The sequence below is a fragment of the Stenotrophomonas veracruzanensis genome (genome assembly GCF_032911525.1).
GTDB classification, from domain to species: Bacteria; Pseudomonadota; Gammaproteobacteria; order Xanthomonadales; family Xanthomonadaceae; genus Stenotrophomonas; species Stenotrophomonas africana.
In genome coordinates, this window is record NZ_JAWJTI010000028.1 from 22,707 (window position 1) to 39,024 (window position 16,318).

The window sequence follows — 16,318 nt, forward strand, 5'->3', positions numbered from 1 at the left end:
GCAGGGAAGCGTCGAGAGCCTGCGGGTGGGTCCGGGCAGGACCGTCCGCGGCATGGATGCCGCGGCCGAGCTTACAGGGATGTACTTGCAGCGTGTCCTGCCCGGACCCACCCGCAGGCTCACCCCCGATACCCGGAAGGCGCTGCTCTTCGCAGCCAACCCGAACCCAACAAAAAACCCGGCCGAAGCCGGGTTTTTCGCATGACCAGACAACGATCAGGAATCAGTCGCCCTGCTGCTTCTGCAGGTGCTCCCAACGCTCCTGGGCGTCGATGGTGCGCTCGGCGGTGAGGCGCGCTTCCAGGCGCTCCAGGCCGATTTCTTCGCCAGTGTCGACGCAGTAACCGTAGTCGCCCGCTTCCAGGCGCTTCAGGGTGCTGTCGATCTTGCCGATCAGCTTGCGGTAGCGGTCACGGGTACGCAGTTCCAGCGAGTTCTCGGTCTCGCGGGTCGCGCGTTCGGCTTCGTCGCCGATGTCACGCACTTCCTCGCGAAGATTCTCGATTGTCTGCTTGGACTCTTCGACCAGGTCCGCGCGCCAGTTCTGCAGGCGCTGACGGAAGTATTCCTGCTGCAGCGGGCTCATGTATTCCTCTTCCGAGGACGGCTTGTAGCCAGCCGGCAGGATCGGGCGGCCGGTGGCCTCGTCGGTCTTGTACTCGACCACCTTGTACTTGCTGCGCGGGGCCGGTGCCGCCGAGCGGGCGGCGACGGCCACGGCAACCTTGCCGACAGGGCGCGACACGGTCTTCGGGGCGGAATCGGATTTCACGGCGGTTTTGGCAGGCGATTTCGAAACGGGCACGGGATTCTTGGATTGCGGGGCCTTCGAAGCGGCAGGAGCGGCGGCCGGGGCCGGCTTGGAGGCCGGTTGGGCTGCTGCCACTGCCACGGTCTTGGCCGGGACAGGCTTGGCCGGAGCCGGCTTGGCAGCAGGCTTCGGTGCGGACTTCACTACTGGGGCCGGGGTCGGCTTGACGGCCGGCACGGCAACATTCTTGGCAACCTTCTTTACAGCGGCAGGCGTGGCAACCGGTTTAGCTGCAGCGACCTTCTTTGCCGCAGGCTTGGCGACCGGCTTGGCTGCAGCCTTCTTCACCACCGCCTTCGGCGCTGGCTTGGCTGCTGCCTTCTTCGCTACCGGCTTGGCGGCGGCCTTCTTCACCGGCGCGGCCTTGCTGGCGGCCTTCTTCGCCACCGGCGCCCTCTTGCTGGCAGCGGCAGGCTTGGCCTTGGCGGGCGCAGCAGCCTTCTTCGCCACCGGCTTGGTTGCCTTGACCGGCGCTTTCTTTGCGGTGGCCTTCCTGGCCGCCGGTTGCGAGGACGCTGCCTTGGTCGCCGGCTTGCTGGCCGGCTTCTTGGCAACGGGCTTTGCCGCCAACTTCTTCACAACAGGCTTGGCGGTTTTCTTGGCGGCCGTTGCGGCCTTCTTTGCAGTTTTTTTAGCAGCCACGAAACGCTCTTCCTTGGATTCCCCGGGGCCCGGGAAAGCGGGCCTTTATAGCCTACCCGACCCGCAGCAGCAACCTCGACCCCCTGCTCCATTCAGTCCTGGAGTCAAGGCGCCCTTGGAGGCAGTCCGACGAACACGGACCGCCTTGCGCGGTACGGAACCTGGCCAACACCCGAAGGTGCTGGTACCGGTCGCAGGCCATCGGCGACATGCGACCAACGGCCCATCCTGCACAAATGCGGCCTTCATGCCAACTGGCATAAGATGACTGGGTGATCTCGCGCCTGCTCATCGCCCTGCTGCGCTTCTACAAGCGCTTCATCAGCCCCTTGCTGGGGCCACGCTGCCGTTTCGTGCCGAGCTGTTCTGAATACGCGATGGAAGCGATCGCGCGGCACGGTCCGCTGCGCGGCAGCTGGCTGGCTGCGCGCCGGCTGGGCCGCTGCCATCCGTTCCATCCCGGCGGCTTCGACCCCGTGCCCGAGTCCCCCAACGCCCCCTCTTGCCGCTGCACAGGAAAACACTGACATGTCCTCCACCCTCATCACCAATGCCCGCATGGTCAACGAAGGCCGCACCTTCGACGGCGATCTGCGCATCGAGAACGGCCGCATCGCGCAGATCGGCAATGGGCTGGCGCCGCGCGACGGCGAGCAGGTGGTGGATGCGGCGGGACGCTGGCTGCTGCCCGGCATGATCGATGACCAGGTGCACTTCCGCGAGCCGGGCCTGACCCACAAGGGTGACATCGCCAGCGAATCGGCGGCGGCCGTGGCCGGTGGCCTGACCAGCTTCATGGACATGCCCAACACCAATCCGCCGACGCTGGATTCGACCATTCTGGAAGCCAAGTACGAGCTCGCGCGCGGCCGCGCCTGGGCCAACTACGGCTTCTACCACGGCGCCAGCAATGACAACCTGGACGCGATCCGCGCTCTGGACCCGAAGAAGGCCCCGGGCGTGAAGGTATTCATGGGTGCGTCGACCGGCAACATGCTGGTCGACAACCCGGAAACGCTGGATGCGATCTTCCGCGAATGCCCGACCCCGATCATCACGCACTGCGAAGACACGCCGATGATCGATGCCAACCTGAAGGCCTTCCAGGAAAAGTACGGCGATGCGCTGACCCCGGACATGCACCCGGACATCCGCTCACGCGAGGCCTGCATCAAGTCGACCCGCCTGGCGATGTCGCTGGCGCGCAAGCACGGCACCCGCCTTCATGTGCTGCACATCTCCACCGCCGACGAGCTGGCGCTGTTCGAGAAGGGCCCGCTGATCCGCGCCGACGGCAGCCGCAAGCAGATCACCGCTGAAACCTGCGTGCACTTCCTGCACTTCGCGCGCCCGGACTATGCGACCAAGGGCAACCTGATCAAGTGCAACCCGGCGATCAAGGAAGTATCCGACCGCGAGGCAATCACCGCTGCGCTGGCCGACGACGTGCTGGACGTGCTGGCCACCGACCACGCCCCGCACACCTGGGAAGAGAAGCAGAAGCCCTACGCGCAGGCGCCGTCGGGCCTGCCGCTGGTGCAGTACGCGCTGGTGGCCGCGCTGGAGCGCGTGCACGAAGGCAAGCTGACCCGCGAGCAGGTGGTGCAGAAGTTCGCGCATGCGCCGGCGCAGCTGTTCGACGTCGAGGAGCGCGGCTTCCTGCGCGAAGGCTACTTCGCCGATCTTGTCCTGGTCGAAGACGTGCCGTTCACGGTCAAGCGCGAGGACGTACTGTCCAAGTGCGGCTGGTCGCCGTTTGAAGGCACCACCTTCCGTTCGCGCGTCGCCTCCACCTGGGTGAACGGCCAGCTGGTGTGGGACGGCAGCAAACTGGTGGGCGAGCCCGCCGGCCAGCGCATGACCTACGACCGCTGATGCGCGCGGCTCTATTTACCGGGGCGCTGCTGCTGGCGCCCCCCCTGCTCAGCGTACCGTCGGCTCACGCGCAGGATGCCATCGGCAGCCTGATCGACAGCCGCGTGGTGTTCCCGGCCAGTGCGTCGCAGGGCGCACTGGTGATCGGCAAGGTGCCCGCCGGCAGCCACGTGCAGTACGCCGGCCGCCAGCTGCGCGTCAGCGGCTATGGCAGCGTGGTGTTCGGCATCGGCCGCGACGAGAAGGGCCCGCTGCGTGTGCAGGTGCAACGCCCCGATGGTGGCAGCGAGACAGCGACCATCGCGGTGACGCCGCGCGACTGGCCCACCGAGCGGGTCAACGGCGTGCCGCCGAAGACGGTCAATCCGCCGCCGGCGATTGCCGAGCGGATCAAGCGCGAACAGGCGCAGGTGACTGCCGCGCGCGCCCGCGATGACGACCGTACCGACTTCACCCAGACCTTCATCTGGCCGGTGCAGGGCCGCATCAGCGGCCGCTTCGGCAATGCCCGCGTGTACAACGGCCAGCCCGGTGCCGGTCATTCCGGCATGGACATCGCCGTGCCCACCGGCACCCCGGTGAAGGCTCCGGCCGCCGGCATCGTGACCTTTGCCGGCCCGGACCTGTACCTGACCGGCGGCACGCTGCTGCTCGATCACGGTTTCGGGGTCAGTTCCAATTTCCTGCACCTGTCGCGCATCGACGTGAAGGTTGGCGACCGTGTGGAACAGGGCCAGGTGATCGCCGCGGTCGGCGCCACCGGTCGTGCCACCGGCCCGCACCTGCACTGGGGCATGAACTGGTTCGATACCCGTATCGACCCGTTGCTGGTGCTGGAGCGCAAGTAACGCGCGCAATGCGCCTTGGTGGGTGCCGACCTTGGTCGGCACAACCTCACAGAGCGTGCGGACCAAGGTCCGCACCCACCAGAATCGACCAACCGCGGGCAGCCCACCACACCCCGAGCGCAATGCGCTTTGGTAGGTGCCGACCTTGGTCGGCACAATCCCTCAGAGCGTGCGGACCAAGGTCCGCACCCACCAGAAGCTGTCCGCAGGGCCGATCGATCAACCGCGCGCAGCCCACCACACGCGCAGCAGGGTGCGCACCGGAGTAGCTTCAATCGGCTTGCCTGCGGCCTGCGCCGCCACACGGGCGCGCGCCAGACTGGACCACACACGTCGCGGGCGCGGGCCAGGCACGCGGGTGCCCCACCCCTTCAACAGATGCTGCGCCCAGCGCTGCGCGGCGCTGCTGGCATCACCGTCCAGCAGGCTGCGCGGCACACCGGCCACGCCGGCATCCTGCAGGCGCTGGGCCAGGGTCTGCAGCTGCACCGCACGACCGGCGCCGGTGCGCGGCCTGTCCGCGAACAAGACCGCCTCCACCGCCGCTACGGCCTCGGCGTAGTTGGCCAGCGCACGCTCGGCTCCGGCCGCATCCAGTGCGACGGTGCGCGCTTCAACCAGATCCGGCAGCGCTTCGGCCAACTGTGCCCACGGCGCACGCACCGGCTCCAGCAGACGTCCCAGCGGATGGCGCGAACGATGCGCGGCCCAGCTGCGCAGCTCCTCGCCCCACCACGCCAGCTTGGCGTCGGCCGGCAGCGGATCGCCGCCGGTGTTGAGCATGTCGTCGAACTCCTGCAGCAGCGCGAACCACGCCACGGCAAGCTCGCGTTGCGATTCGGCCACGAACGGGGCGGCCACCGACCATTCCGGCCAACGGCTGCGCCACTTGTCGAGGAAACTGTCCAGCGCGGTACTGCTCACTACGTGATTCCTTACGGCTGGGCCGGGGCTGCCGGCCGGGTCGGCCAGAGACTGGCCAGTTGCAGAAGTTCAGCATTTTCGACCAGCACGTCGGCCTGCCAGGCCAGCGGGTCGTCGCTGTGCAGGCGGTAGCCCCACAGCGCTGCCACCGACGGCATCGCGGCGGCGCGCGCAGCGATGATGTCGCGCTCGTCATCGCCCACGTACACGCAGTCCCCGGCGTCGATGCCGATGGCCTGCGCGGCGTGCAGCAGCGGCAACGGGTGCGGCTTGCGCTCGGCCAGGCTGTCACCGCCGACCAGTACCGCGCAGCGCTGCTGCCAGCCGTGCTGCGGCAGGATCAAGCGCGCCAGGTACTCGGGCTTGTTGGTGACGATGCCCCACACCGTACCCGCCTCATCCAGCGCAGCGAGCATGCCGGCCACGCCATCGAACAGCACCGCGTGCTGGCCGATCAACGCTTCATAGCGCTGCAGGAATTCCGGGATCAGTGCATCGCGCGCAGCGGCATCCAAGTCCGGGAAAGCGGCCCCGACCATCGCGCGCGAGCCCTTGGAGACCACCGGTCGCAGCTGTGTCGGATCGACCGGCGCGCGTCCACGCTCGGCCAGCATCGCATCGCAGGTGGCGACGAAGTCCGGCGCGCTGTCCAGCAGGGTGCCGTCCAGGTCGAACAGCACCGCGCGCGGGAAGCGGGCGGCGGTCATGCCGGCTTGACCGCGTAGGCCAGGTAGTTGATGTCGGTACGGCTGCTCAGGCGGGCGTGGTTGCGCCATGGTTCGTAGGCCATGCCGCTGACATCGACCAGCTGCATGTCGGCCTCGCGCAGCCAGCGCGCCAGCTCGGCCGGCTTGATGAATTCCTGGTAGTGATGGGTGCCCTTGGGCAACAGCCGCGCCACGTACTCGGCACCGACGATCGCCACTGCGAACGCGGCCGCCGTGCGGTTGATGGTCGACAGGAACAGGTGGCCGCCCGGCTTCAGCAGGCGCTTGCAGGCCTCGATGATCGCGCCAGGGTCCGGCACGTGCTCGAGCATCTCCATGCAGGTGACCACATCGAAACTGCCCGGCTGCTCGGCGGCCAGGTCTTCCGCGGCCTGCAGCCGGTAATCGACCTTGGCGCCGCTTTCCAGCGCATGCAGGCGTGCGACCTTGACCAGTTCCGGGGCCAGGTCGATGGCGGTGACGTCGGCGCCGGCCTGGGCCAGCGCTTCACTCAACAGGCCGCCACCGCAACCGATGTCGAGCACGCGTGCGCCGCGCAGCGGCACGCGGTCGGCCACGTACTTCAGGCGCACCGGATTCAGTGCGTGCAGCGGCTTCTGCGGGCCATCAGCGTCCCACCAGCGGTTGGCCAGCGCGGCGAACTTGTCCAGCTCGGCCTGATCGAAATTGGAGGAAGCGTGGGGGGCAGTCATGAGGAGTCCTTGCGGCGCCAGGGATCAGGCGCGGATATGGCGGATGCGCTCGCGCCACTGGCGCGCGTTGGCGATGATGCCCGGCAGGTCCATGCCAACCAGCTCGCGCTGCACCAGCTTCGGCTTGCCGGCAATCCACACGTCGCTGACCTGCTGGCGGCCGGTGGCGTACACCAGCTGCGACAGCACGTTGTGCAGCGGCTGGGTTTCCAGCGCCGACAGGTCAACGCAGACCAGGTCGGCCTGCTTGCCGACTTCGATCGAGCCGATGCGCTCGCCGAAGCCCAACGCGCGGGCACCGCCCAGGGTGGAAGCGCGCAGCGTGGTGGCCGCGTCCAGCGCGGTGGCATCGTCGGCCACGGCCTTGGCCAGGATCGCCGCGGTGCGGTTCTCGCTGAACATGTCCAGGTCGTTGTTGCTGGCGCAGCCGTCGGTGCCGATCGCCAGGTTCACGCCAGCACGCTGCAGGGCGCAGGCCGGGCAGAAACCGGAGGCCAGCTTCAGGTTCGATTCCGGGCAGTGCACCACGCTGACGCCACGTTCGGCGCACAGGTGGATTTCCGCGTCGGTCAGCTGGGTCATGTGCACCGCGATCAGGCGGTCGTTGACCAGGCCGAGCCGATCCAGTCGCGCCAGCGGGCGCTGGCCGTGCAGCTTGATCGAGTCGTTGATCTCCTGCGCAGTCTCGTGGGTGTGCAGGTGCACCTGCATGTCGAGCTGGTCGGACAGCATCCGCACCCGCTCGAAGTTGGCATCGTTGACGGTATACGGCGCATGCGGCGCGAACGCGGTGCCGATCAGCGGATCGGTGCGCCACTGGTCGTGCAGTTCACCGGCCTTGGCGAAGTACTCGTCGTCGGTCTTGGCCCAGGCGGTGGGAAAATCGATGATGACCGCGCCGACCAGCGCGCGGAAACCGTGCTTCTTGTAGACGGCGGCCTGCACGTCGCCGAAGAAGTAGTTCTCGTTGGCACAGGTGGTGCCGCCGCGCAGCATCTCGGCGATGGCCAGGGTGGTGCCGTCGGCAACGAACTCGGGGCCGATCACCGCCGCTTCCACCGGCCAGATGTGCTGCTGCAGCCAGGTCATCAGCGGCAGGTCGTCGGCGACGCCGCGCAGCAGGGTCATCGGGTTGTGCGTGTGCGCGTTGACCAGGCCCGGCATCAGCGCGGCCTCAGGACGGCTGACCACCTGGGTGGCGCGGAACCGCGCGCGCGCCTCGGCACGCGGCAGGATGGCCACGATCTCGCTGCCACGCACGGCAACGGCATGGTCTTCCAGCACCACCGCATGCGGCTCGATCGGAACGACGTAACCGGCTTCGATGAGCAGGTCGCAGGCTTCGGGGAGGTGCGGGCTATCGCTCATGCGGGCTCACTGGGCTGTGGGGGCGGCGAGATACTTCTGGGGAACACGCCCCTGAGCAGGGGCTGCCGCGAAGCGGCGGAGTCTGGAGACCCGTGAAGCGGGGCCCATGATCTGCCGAAGCAGATCATGGAAGCGCCAGCGCGAATGCGATGGCACGTATCCGGCCAGCGGCCGGCACTACAGTAGGTCGGCCTATGGCCGGAACCTTATTTGACGCGTGCGGAGTATTCGCCCGAACGGGTGTCGACGCGGATCACCTCATCCTGGTTGACGAACAGCGGCACGCGGACCACGGCGCCGGTTTCCAGGGTGGCCGGCTTGCCGCCGCCGCCCGAGGTGTCACCGCGGACGCCCGGATCGGTTTCGGTGATCTTCAGTTCAACGAAGTTCGGCGGCTGCACGAAGATCGGCTCGCCGTTCCACAGGGTGACCACGCAGGACTCTTCGCCCTTCAGCCACTTCTCGGCGCCGCCCATGCCGGCCTTGGTGGCCTGGACCTGCTCGAAGGATTCCGGGTCCATGAAGTGCCAGTACTCGCCGTCGCTGTACATGAAGTTCATGTCGGTATCGACGACGTCGGCTGCATCCAGCGAGTCGGTCGACTTCATGGTGACTTCCTGGGTACGGCCGTCCTTGATCAGGCGGTACTTCACGCGGGTGAAGGCCTGGCCCTTGCCCGGCTTGACGTATTCGGTGTCGATGATGACGGCCGGTTGGTTGTTGACCAGGATCTTCATCCCGTTCTTGACGTCGTTCATGCCGTAGCTGGCCATGCGTAAACTCCTGAGTGGCAAAAACGCCGCGGGTGCGGCGAGCCGTTAGAATGGAAAGCCCACCGGATGCCGGTGGGCGACTGTTTTTCTGCCCCCATGATAACCGCAGGCCCCCTCTCCATGCAGCTTTCCGCCTTCCCCCGGCCCCAGTCGCCAGGTGCGCCCACGCGCTGGCAGCAGCTCTGGCGCCAGGCGCTGCGCGACCCGCATGCGCTGCTGGCCCGGCTGCAGCTGGACCCGGCAGCGCTGGGCGTCTCGGAGGCGGCCATGGCCCAGTTCGCGCTGCGCGTGCCGGAAGGCTTCGTGGCCCGCATGCGCCCTGGCGATGCGGCCGACCCGCTGCTGCGCCAAGTGCTGCCAATCGACGCGGAAATGCGGCCGGCGCCCGGGTTCAGCTTCGATGCGGTGGGCGATGCCGCGGCCAGGAAGGCAACCGGCGTCATCCAGAAGTACCGTGGCCGCGCCCTGCTGGTCGCCACCGGCAGCTGCGCGATCAACTGCCGCTACTGCTTCCGCCGCCACTTCGACTATGGCGCGGAGAACGCCGCCAAGGGTGGCTGGCAGGAGGCCGTAGCCGCCATCGCCGCCGACCCGGACATCGACGAGGTGATCCTGTCCGGCGGCGATCCACTGTCTCTGGCCACGCACAAGCTGGTTGAGCTGACCGATGCCCTGCGCGCGATTCCGCACATCCGCCGCCTGCGCATCCACAGCCGCCTGCCGATCGTGCTGCCCGAGCGCGTGGACGAGGAGCTGCTGGCCTGGCTGGGCGGCCTGCCGTGGCCGCTGGCCATCGTGGTCCACGCCAACCACGCCAACGAATTCGACGCCAGCGTGGACGCCGCGATGGCGCGCCTGCGCGGCACCGGCGCCCAACTGCTGAACCAGGCGGTGCTGCTGCGCGGGGTCAACGACAGCGTGCAGGCCCTGCAGGACCTGAGCGAACGCAGTTTCGCTGCCGGCGTGCTGCCCTACTACCTGCACCAGCTGGACCGGGTCGAAGGCGTGGCCCACTTCGAAGTGGACGACATCCAGGCCAAGGCATTGATTGCCGGGTTGACCGCGCGCCTGTCCGGTTACCTGATTCCGAAACTGGTGCGCGAGCTGCCGGGCGACCCGAGCAAGCGCCCGGTGTAATAAAAAAGGGGACGGAGGGAATTAAGTCGCTTATGCATTTGCGACTTAATTCCCTCCGTCCCCTTTTTTGGTGTCAGAGCCCCGACTCGATCATCCGTACCACTTCGGTGGCGGTGACCGGGTGGCTCAGCCAGTAGCCCTGTCCCAGATCGCAGCCGCGCTGGGCCAGCAGCTCGAACTGTGCCTGCTGCTCGATGCCCTCGGCCACTACCGTGATGCCCAGCGCGTGGGCCATGGCGATGATTGCCGTGGTCAGTGCGAGATCGTCGGGATCTCGCTGCATGTCGGCCACGAAACTCTTGTCGATCTTCACGCCGTCCACGGGAACCTGGCGCAGGTGGCTGAGCCCGGAGAAGCCGGTCCCGAAATCATCCAGCCAGACCTTCACGCCGGTGCGGTGCAGCTTGTCCAGCAGCTGCGCGGCAACCATTTCGTCACCGATCACAGCGGTTTCGGTCAGCTCCAGGTGCAGCCGCGACGCCGGCAGCCCGGATTCATGCAGGCACTGCGCAACCAGTGCCGGCAGTTCGCCACCGCGCAGCTGCCGCGGCGACACGTTGACCGACACGAACAGATCATCGCCACCGGCCCCACGTGGCCACTGCGAGGCTTCCATGCAGGCCGCACGAAGCACCTTCGGGCCGATGATCTCGATCAGCCCGCTCTGCTCGGCCACTTCGATGAACACTGACGGCGGAATCGTACCCAGGGTCGGATGCTGCCAGCGCAGCAGCACTTCGACGCCGACCATGCGGCGGTCGCGCATGCGGAAGATCGGCTGGTAGGCCAGGCGCAGCTCGCCGCGCTCCCAGGCCCCGCGCAGTTCCTGCTCCATGTGCACGCGGCGCTCGACCGCATGGTCCATCGCCCGGCTGTAGTAGCGATAACAGTTCTTGCCGGCCATCTTCGCCTGGTACATGGCGATGTCGCCGTTCTTCAGCAGCGTGGTCGCATCGGCGGCATCGTCCGGGAACAGGGTCACGCCGATCGAGGTGCCCAGGAACAGCTCCCTGCCCTGCACCACCAGCGGCTTGCCCAGCTCGCGCACCAGCACCTCGGCCAGCAGCCGCGCGTTCGCGGCCACGTCACCATCACCGACCAGGATCACGAACTCGTCACCGCCGAAGCGGGCCAGCAGGGCCTCATCGCCACCGGCCTCGGTGACTGCACGGCCGATGCGCTGCGCGAACTGCAGCAATGCCTCATCGCCAGCTTCGTGCCCAAGGGTGTCATTGACCCGCTTGAAATCATCGATATCGGCGAACAACAGGCCCAAGCGGTGATTGGCGGCACGGGCAGCCATCAACCGATGATCAAGCGCCTCGCGGAATGCCAGCCGGTTGGTCAGCCCGGTCAGCGCGTCGGTATAGGCCATGCGCCGCACTTCGCGGTCATGGCGGGCGATCGCATCACGCATCCGGGCGAAACCACGTACCAGTTCGCCGACCTCGTCGTCGCGGGTGTTCTCGGCCAAAGGCGTCTGGTAGTCACCGGCCTCGATGCGGCGGGCGGCGACGGCAAGGTCACGGATCGGCGCCACCAGGGTGCGCTGCACGTACAGGATCACCACCACGCCAATCACCACCAGCAGGCCAAGCATCAGCAGCAGCCAGCCCAGGTGGCGGCTGCCCACCTGCTGCAGGCGCTCGCCCAGGGTGGTATTGGCGGCCTGTTCACGCTGCTGCACCTCGTCCAGCGCCATGCCAACGCGGACGCCGCCAATGCGCTGGTTGCCGATCATGATCGGCATCGAGTTGTCGAGCACTTTCGGCGATTCCTGCACCACCAACGCCTGTGCGGCGGCAGCCTTGGGTGCCAGCGGATCGGCCATGGGCTGGCCGAAACCGGATACCTCGATCGAGCCGTCATGCACCAGCCGGCCACGTTCGTCGAACACCAGCACATAGCGCACCACCGGTTGCCGCGCGGCGCCCCGTACCAGTGCGCCGACCTGGTCCAGATCGCGGTAGTACAGGGGATTGGCCAGTGAATCGGACAACTCGCGCGCCATCGCTTCGCCGCGGCTGCGCACGCTGCGGTCGAACAGTTCATGGATGACGCCACCACTGAGGCTGCGCACCTCGCCCTGCATGGCGGTCTGCCGCCCCAACAACACCGCAAGGATCGCGATCACCACGACCATCGCCCCGCCCATCGCGAGCAGGAACCGGGCCTGCATCCCCGAGCCGAGCCACTTCATTCCACTTCCATCCGCACGCGCGTCAATCCTTGTTTCAATTCATCCAACCGCTGCTGCGCATGCGCATCGACGCGGTGGAAACCGGAAGTGCCAAAAAACCGATGCAACGCTCCCTGCGCCTGTGGGTCGCTGGCCGCCTGCAGCAGCACTTCCTGCAGGCGATCGCGCACGCGTGGGTTGAGGTCGGCGCGGACCATCTCCACCGCACGCGGGTAAGGCTCGGTACGCAGCAGTTCGCGGAAGTCGCGCCGGAACGCAGCCGGCACCCGCCGCTCGTCATTCCAGTCCACGCTGCTCACCGCCCCCACATCGACCACGCCCTTGTGCACGAACGTCGCGATGTTCAACTCGCTGCGCGCGAACACATACCCCACGCTGTCCCGCCCCGGCATGTCCCACGTACCCGCCAGGATCTGCGGCGACAACCCTTCCTGCAGCAAGGTCATCACCGGCACCAGATAGGCGCTGGTCGACGCCGTGTTCTGCAGCGCCAGGCGGTGCCCGCGCAGATCCTGCACGCGCTGGATCGGGCTGTCGCTGCGCACGAAGAACACTGTCTGGTACTCGCGCACGCCATTGCGCTCGGTCAGCAGCAGTGGCCGTGCGCCACTCCGCTGGCCCAGCGCCACCGCCGTACCCGAGGTTTCGGTGACCCAGTCGACCCTGCCCCGCCGCAGGTAGCTGGCCATCTGCTGCGGGTCGCGTGCCATCAGGATCCTCCCCTCCTTGATGCCAACGTCGTGCATGCGCGCCACCACGTAGTCCAGCAAGGGCTGCAGCTGCTCGTAGTGGGCCTTGGGATCATCGCTGATCCGGCCCAGCACCAGCACCGGGTCCGGTGCTGCACGCACCGTCCCGGCCAGCAGGACCATGGCCAGGCTCAGCAGTCCCCCCTGCATTGCCTTTCGCAGACCCGACACAGGCTTCATCCCCCCTGGGTATCCAGACAGACTACCCGAAAAAATGAGAACGTCGTCAGCTGTCCTTGCCGCCTGCCTGGGCCAGCCGCGCCATGCGCTGGGTGTCGGCGAGGATGCCGCGCAGCAGTCGCACTTCCTGCTCGCTGGGCTCGCTGCGCAGGAACAGGCGACGCAGCTTGCGCATCGCCGATTCCGGGGCACGGCCCTTGTGGAAATCGATCTCGTCCAGCGTGTCGCCAAGCTGGGCGAAGAAGCTCTCCATCTGCTCGTGGCTGGCCGCCTGCTCGCGGAAGCCCGGCTCGGCGTCGGACGCAGGCTGCGCACCCAACAGCTGCATGCGCGTTTCATAGGCCAGCACCTGCACGGCGGCAGCCAGGTTGAGCGAGCTGAAATCCGGGTCGGACGGGATGTGCACCGCTGCATGGCAGAGCTGCAGTTCCTCGTTGGTCAGGCCGGTGCGCTCGCGGCCGAACACCAGCGCCACCTCGGCACCCTCGCCGGCCTTGGCGACCGCGCGGGCAGCGGCATCGGCGGGCAGGTACTCCTCCAGCTGGACGCGGCGGGCACGGGCGGTGCAGCCCAGCACCAGGCGGCAGTCAGCCACGGCCTCGGCCAGGGTGGCCACCACCGGAGCATCCCCCAGCACGTCTTCGGCACCGGCCGAACGGCGGAAGGCCTCCTCATCCAGTGGCTTTTCGGGGGCGACCAGGACCAGGCGGGCCAGGCCCATGGTCTTCAGGGCACGGGCGGCGGCCCCCATGTTGCCGGGGTGCTGGGTACCGACCAGGACGAATCGGAGACGGGTGGCGGCGGGAAACTGGGACATGAACAGGGAAAAGGTCGAGCTGGACGATGACCAATGGTAAACTGTGCGGCCGGCCACTGCGCCGGACCCGCTCTTTTCCCCCGCCAGTCCATCTCTTCTGCCTTTCCGGGAGCCCACGCCATGCAGAAACCCGCCGTAACCGTCATGGTCAAGGCCGCCCGCCTCGCCGGCAACGTCCTGTTGCGCAACATCAACAAGCTCGAGGCACTGAACGTGGTGCAGAAGGGCCGGATGGACTACGCCAGCGAAGTGGATGCGGACGCGGAAAAGGTCATCGTCAAGGAACTCAAGCGCGCCTACCCGGACTACGGCATCTTCGGTGAAGAAGGTGGCGTGCAGGGCGAGCGCCGCCAGATGTGGGTCATCGACCCGCTGGACGGCACCAGCAACTACCTGCGCGGCGTGCCGCACTACTGCGTGTCGATCGCGCTGGTCGAGAACGGCGAGCCGACCGATGCGGTCATCTTCGATCCGCTGCGCAATGAACTGTTCACCGCCAGCCGTGGCGCGGGTGCCGTGCTGAACGACCGCCGCATCCGCGTGGCCGACCGCAAGGACCTGGAAGGCACCATGATCCACACCGGCTTCGCGCCGCGCGAGCGCAGCCGCGCCAGCGCCCAGCTGAAGGCGGTGGACGCCCTGCTGGTGCACGGCGAGGACATCCGCCGCACCGGCTCGGCGGCACTGGACCTGGCCTACGTGGCCTGCGGCCGCGCCGACGCCTACTTCGAAGCCGGCGTGAAGGCCTGGGACATCGCTGCCGGCCTGCTGCTGGTGCGCGAGGCGGGCGGCAAGGTCTGCGACTTCAAGGGCGCGACCCTGGGCCGCATGGACAACCGTGGCCCGGACACCCATCAGATCGTGGCCGGCAACCTGAAGGTGGCCGAGTCGCTGCAGAAGGTGCTGGTGAACACCGGCTACGCGGCGGAGTTCGACGCGAAGTTCTGAGGTTCCGTGTAAAGCGGTTCGTGGAGACGGCACCTGCGAGGGTGCCGTTTTCGTTTGCGCGCCGACGCATTGGCGCGCCAGGCGATGCCTGGGGTCATTTTCGCCACCGCGGTGGGGTGTCACTTTCTTTGCGCGCAAAGAAAGTAACCAAAGAAACGCTCCGCCGGCCGCGAGCCGAGGTGCTGCGCACGCCGGTGCCCTGCGCTCCTCGGCCCGTCGAGGGACGGTGCGGGAACTCGCTGCGCTCAGACACCCGCACCTCTTCGCCCTCGCCGGACCTGCGGTGCTCGGCTCGCTTGAAGGCGGACTGGAAGGTCAAGATCAAGAGCAAACAGCATCCACGCATGGCGTGAATCTACGGGGTGCAGCTGAAGCATTTGACCTTGGGTCCGCCTTGACCGAGCCGAGCATCGCAGGGGAATCAGGGGCGAAGAGGCGCCGATGTTTGAGCGAAGCGAGTTCGGCGCCGCCCCCTGATTCGCCGAGAAGCGCAGGGAACCGTCGCGTAGCGACGGCTCGCGCCCTGGCGGCGTGTTTCTTTGGTTACTTTCTTTGCACGAGCAAAGAAAGTGACACCCCTCCGCGGGCGCGGAAATGACTCTCGCCGGGTCCTGCCCGGCGCCACCCATGCGCGGGCGCGCAAACAAAAACGCCCGGCGCGAGGCCAGGCGTTCCTGCACTACCGTGAAAGTACGGAGGCTTACGCCACCGTCGACGCCCGCAGCGCAGCGATGCGCTCTTCCAGCGGCGGGTGGCTCATGAACAGCTTCTTCGCGGTCGAACCGGCAATACCGAAGGCTGCGATCTGGGTCGGCAGCGTGCTCTGGCCGTGGTTGAGCTGCAGGCGCTCCAGCGCAGCGATCATCTTCTGGCGGCCGGCCAGCGAGGCACCGCCGGCGTCGGCGCGGAACTCGCGGTGGCGCGAGAACCACATCGAGATCATGGTGGCGAACAGGCCGAACACCATCTCCAGCACGAACACGATGATGTAGTAGGCGAAGCCGCGGCCGCCACCTTCGCGGTTGCCCGACAGCGCGCTGTCGATGATGCCGCCGACCACGCGGGCCAGCACGATCACGAAGGTGTTCAATACGCCCTGCAGCAACGCCATGGTGATCATGTCACCGTTGGCGACGTGGGCGATCTCGTGGCCCAGCACCGCTTCGGCTTCGTCTTCGCTCATGTTGTGCAGCAGGCCGGTGGACACCGCGACGAGCGCGTTGTTGCGGTTGGCGCCGGTGGCGAAGGCATTGATCTCCGGGCCTTCGTACACGGCCACTTCGGGCATGCCGATGCCGGCCGCCTTGGCCTGGTGCTCGACGGTGGCCAGCAGCCAGCGCTCGGTCTGGTTGCGCGGCTCGGTGATCACCACCGCACCGGTGGAGCGCTTGGCCAACCACTTGGACAGCAGCAGCGAGATGAAGGAGCCACCGAAGCCGAAGATCGCGGCCATGACCAGCAGGCCGCTCATCTGGCTTGGATTGACCCCGAGCAACGACATCACGATGCTGGCGAGGATCAGGACCGCGAAGTTGGTCGCCAGGAACAGGGCAATGCGGGTAAACATGGGAAAATCCGGCTCGGAAGGGGTCGATACCGGTCAATTTGCGGTGTGGTCAGCTTGAA

The 16,318-nt window shown here is 67.3% G+C and carries 15 protein-coding genes; 5 read left to right on the forward strand and 10 right to left on the reverse strand.

Annotation, left to right across the window (positions count from 1 at the left end):
- Positions 1 to 223: 223 nt before the first annotated feature.
- Positions 224 to 1,453, reverse strand: coding sequence for an RNA polymerase-binding protein DksA (gene dksA / locus R1H25_RS15330; protein ID WP_317224021.1), 1,230 nt, complete (start codon positions 1,451 to 1,453; stop codon positions 224 to 226).
- 272 nt (positions 1,454 to 1,725) lie between these two features.
- On the opposite strand from dksA, the gene yidD reads away from it, so the two are divergent.
- The 3 genes from yidD to R1H25_RS15345 are packed head-to-tail and all read left to right on the forward strand — an operon-like array spanning position 1,726 to position 4,176.
- Positions 1,726 to 1,980, forward strand: coding sequence for a membrane protein insertion efficiency factor YidD (gene yidD, locus R1H25_RS15335; RefSeq protein WP_317224022.1), 255 nt, complete (start codon positions 1,726 to 1,728; stop codon positions 1,978 to 1,980).
- A gap of 1 nt (position 1,981) precedes the next feature.
- Entirely contained in the window at positions 1,982 to 3,328 is a 1,347-nt protein-coding gene (locus R1H25_RS15340; RefSeq protein ID WP_010486624.1) for a dihydroorotase, read from the forward strand.
- On the forward strand, positions 3,328 to 4,176 hold the full coding sequence (locus tag R1H25_RS15345; RefSeq protein WP_317224023.1) for a M23 family metallopeptidase: 849 nt from the start codon (positions 3,328 to 3,330) through the stop codon (positions 4,174 to 4,176). Before R1H25_RS15340 ends, R1H25_RS15345 begins: the two co-directional genes overlap by 1 nt.
- 219 nt (positions 4,177 to 4,395) lie before the next feature.
- Here the strand turns inward: R1H25_RS15345 and R1H25_RS15350 are convergent, their stop codons facing one another.
- From R1H25_RS15350 to efp, 5 genes are all read right to left on the reverse strand, one after another.
- The gene (locus tag R1H25_RS15350) at positions 4,396 to 5,100 is read right to left on the reverse strand and encodes a squalene/phytoene synthase family protein (RefSeq protein WP_317224024.1); all 705 of its coding nucleotides are present in this window, start codon (positions 5,098 to 5,100) and stop codon (positions 4,396 to 4,398) included.
- A gap of 11 nt (positions 5,101 to 5,111) precedes the next feature.
- Positions 5,112 to 5,807: a phosphoglycolate phosphatase gene (locus R1H25_RS15355; RefSeq protein ID WP_317224025.1), complete on the reverse strand. Its 696-nt coding sequence runs from the start codon at positions 5,805 to 5,807 to the stop codon at positions 5,112 to 5,114.
- Entirely contained in the window at positions 5,804 to 6,520 is a 717-nt protein-coding gene (gene ubiG, locus R1H25_RS15360) for a bifunctional 2-polyprenyl-6-hydroxyphenol methylase/3-demethylubiquinol 3-O-methyltransferase UbiG (RefSeq protein WP_317224026.1), read from the reverse strand. Before ubiG ends, R1H25_RS15355 begins: the two co-directional genes overlap by 4 nt.
- A gap of 24 nt (positions 6,521 to 6,544) precedes the next feature.
- On the reverse strand, positions 6,545 to 7,888 hold the full coding sequence (locus R1H25_RS15365; RefSeq protein WP_005410380.1) for a TRZ/ATZ family hydrolase: 1,344 nt from the start codon (positions 7,886 to 7,888) through the stop codon (positions 6,545 to 6,547).
- A gap of 206 nt (positions 7,889 to 8,094) precedes the next feature.
- Positions 8,095 to 8,661: an elongation factor P gene (gene efp, locus R1H25_RS15370; protein WP_005410381.1), complete on the reverse strand. Its 567-nt coding sequence runs from the start codon at positions 8,659 to 8,661 to the stop codon at positions 8,095 to 8,097.
- 96 nt (positions 8,662 to 8,757) lie between these two features.
- On the opposite strand from efp, the gene epmB reads away from it, so the two are divergent.
- Positions 8,758 to 9,798: an EF-P beta-lysylation protein EpmB gene (gene epmB / locus R1H25_RS15375; RefSeq protein ID WP_317224027.1), complete on the forward strand. Its 1,041-nt coding sequence runs from the start codon at positions 8,758 to 8,760 to the stop codon at positions 9,796 to 9,798.
- 73 nt (positions 9,799 to 9,871) lie between these two features.
- Here epmB and R1H25_RS15380 read toward each other — a convergent pair whose 3' ends face one another.
- The 3 genes from R1H25_RS15380 to R1H25_RS15390 are packed head-to-tail and all read right to left on the reverse strand — an operon-like array spanning position 9,872 to position 13,744.
- Positions 9,872 to 11,998, reverse strand: a complete 2,127-nt coding sequence (locus R1H25_RS15380) for an EAL domain-containing protein (protein WP_317224028.1) — start codon at positions 11,996 to 11,998, stop codon at positions 9,872 to 9,874.
- Positions 11,995 to 12,927 carry a phosphate/phosphite/phosphonate ABC transporter substrate-binding protein gene (locus R1H25_RS15385; RefSeq protein WP_317224029.1) on the reverse strand — a complete coding sequence of 311 codons (933 nt, stop codon included), beginning with the start codon at positions 12,925 to 12,927 and terminating at the stop codon, positions 11,995 to 11,997. The genes R1H25_RS15380 and R1H25_RS15385 overlap by 4 nt, the downstream gene beginning before the upstream one ends.
- Before the next feature lie 46 nt (positions 12,928 to 12,973).
- Positions 12,974 to 13,744: an RNA methyltransferase gene (locus tag R1H25_RS15390; protein WP_317224030.1), complete on the reverse strand. Its 771-nt coding sequence runs from the start codon at positions 13,742 to 13,744 to the stop codon at positions 12,974 to 12,976.
- Between the two features lie 120 nt (positions 13,745 to 13,864).
- On the opposite strand from R1H25_RS15390, the gene R1H25_RS15395 reads away from it, so the two are divergent.
- Entirely contained in the window at positions 13,865 to 14,692 is an 828-nt protein-coding gene (locus R1H25_RS15395) for an inositol monophosphatase family protein (protein ID WP_049435104.1), read from the forward strand.
- A gap of 700 nt (positions 14,693 to 15,392) precedes the next feature.
- Here the strand turns inward: R1H25_RS15395 and htpX are convergent.
- Positions 15,393 to 16,259, reverse strand: a complete 867-nt coding sequence (gene htpX, locus R1H25_RS15400; RefSeq protein ID WP_317224031.1) for a protease HtpX — start codon at positions 16,257 to 16,259, stop codon at positions 15,393 to 15,395.
- Between the last annotated feature and the right edge of the window lie 59 nt (positions 16,260 to 16,318).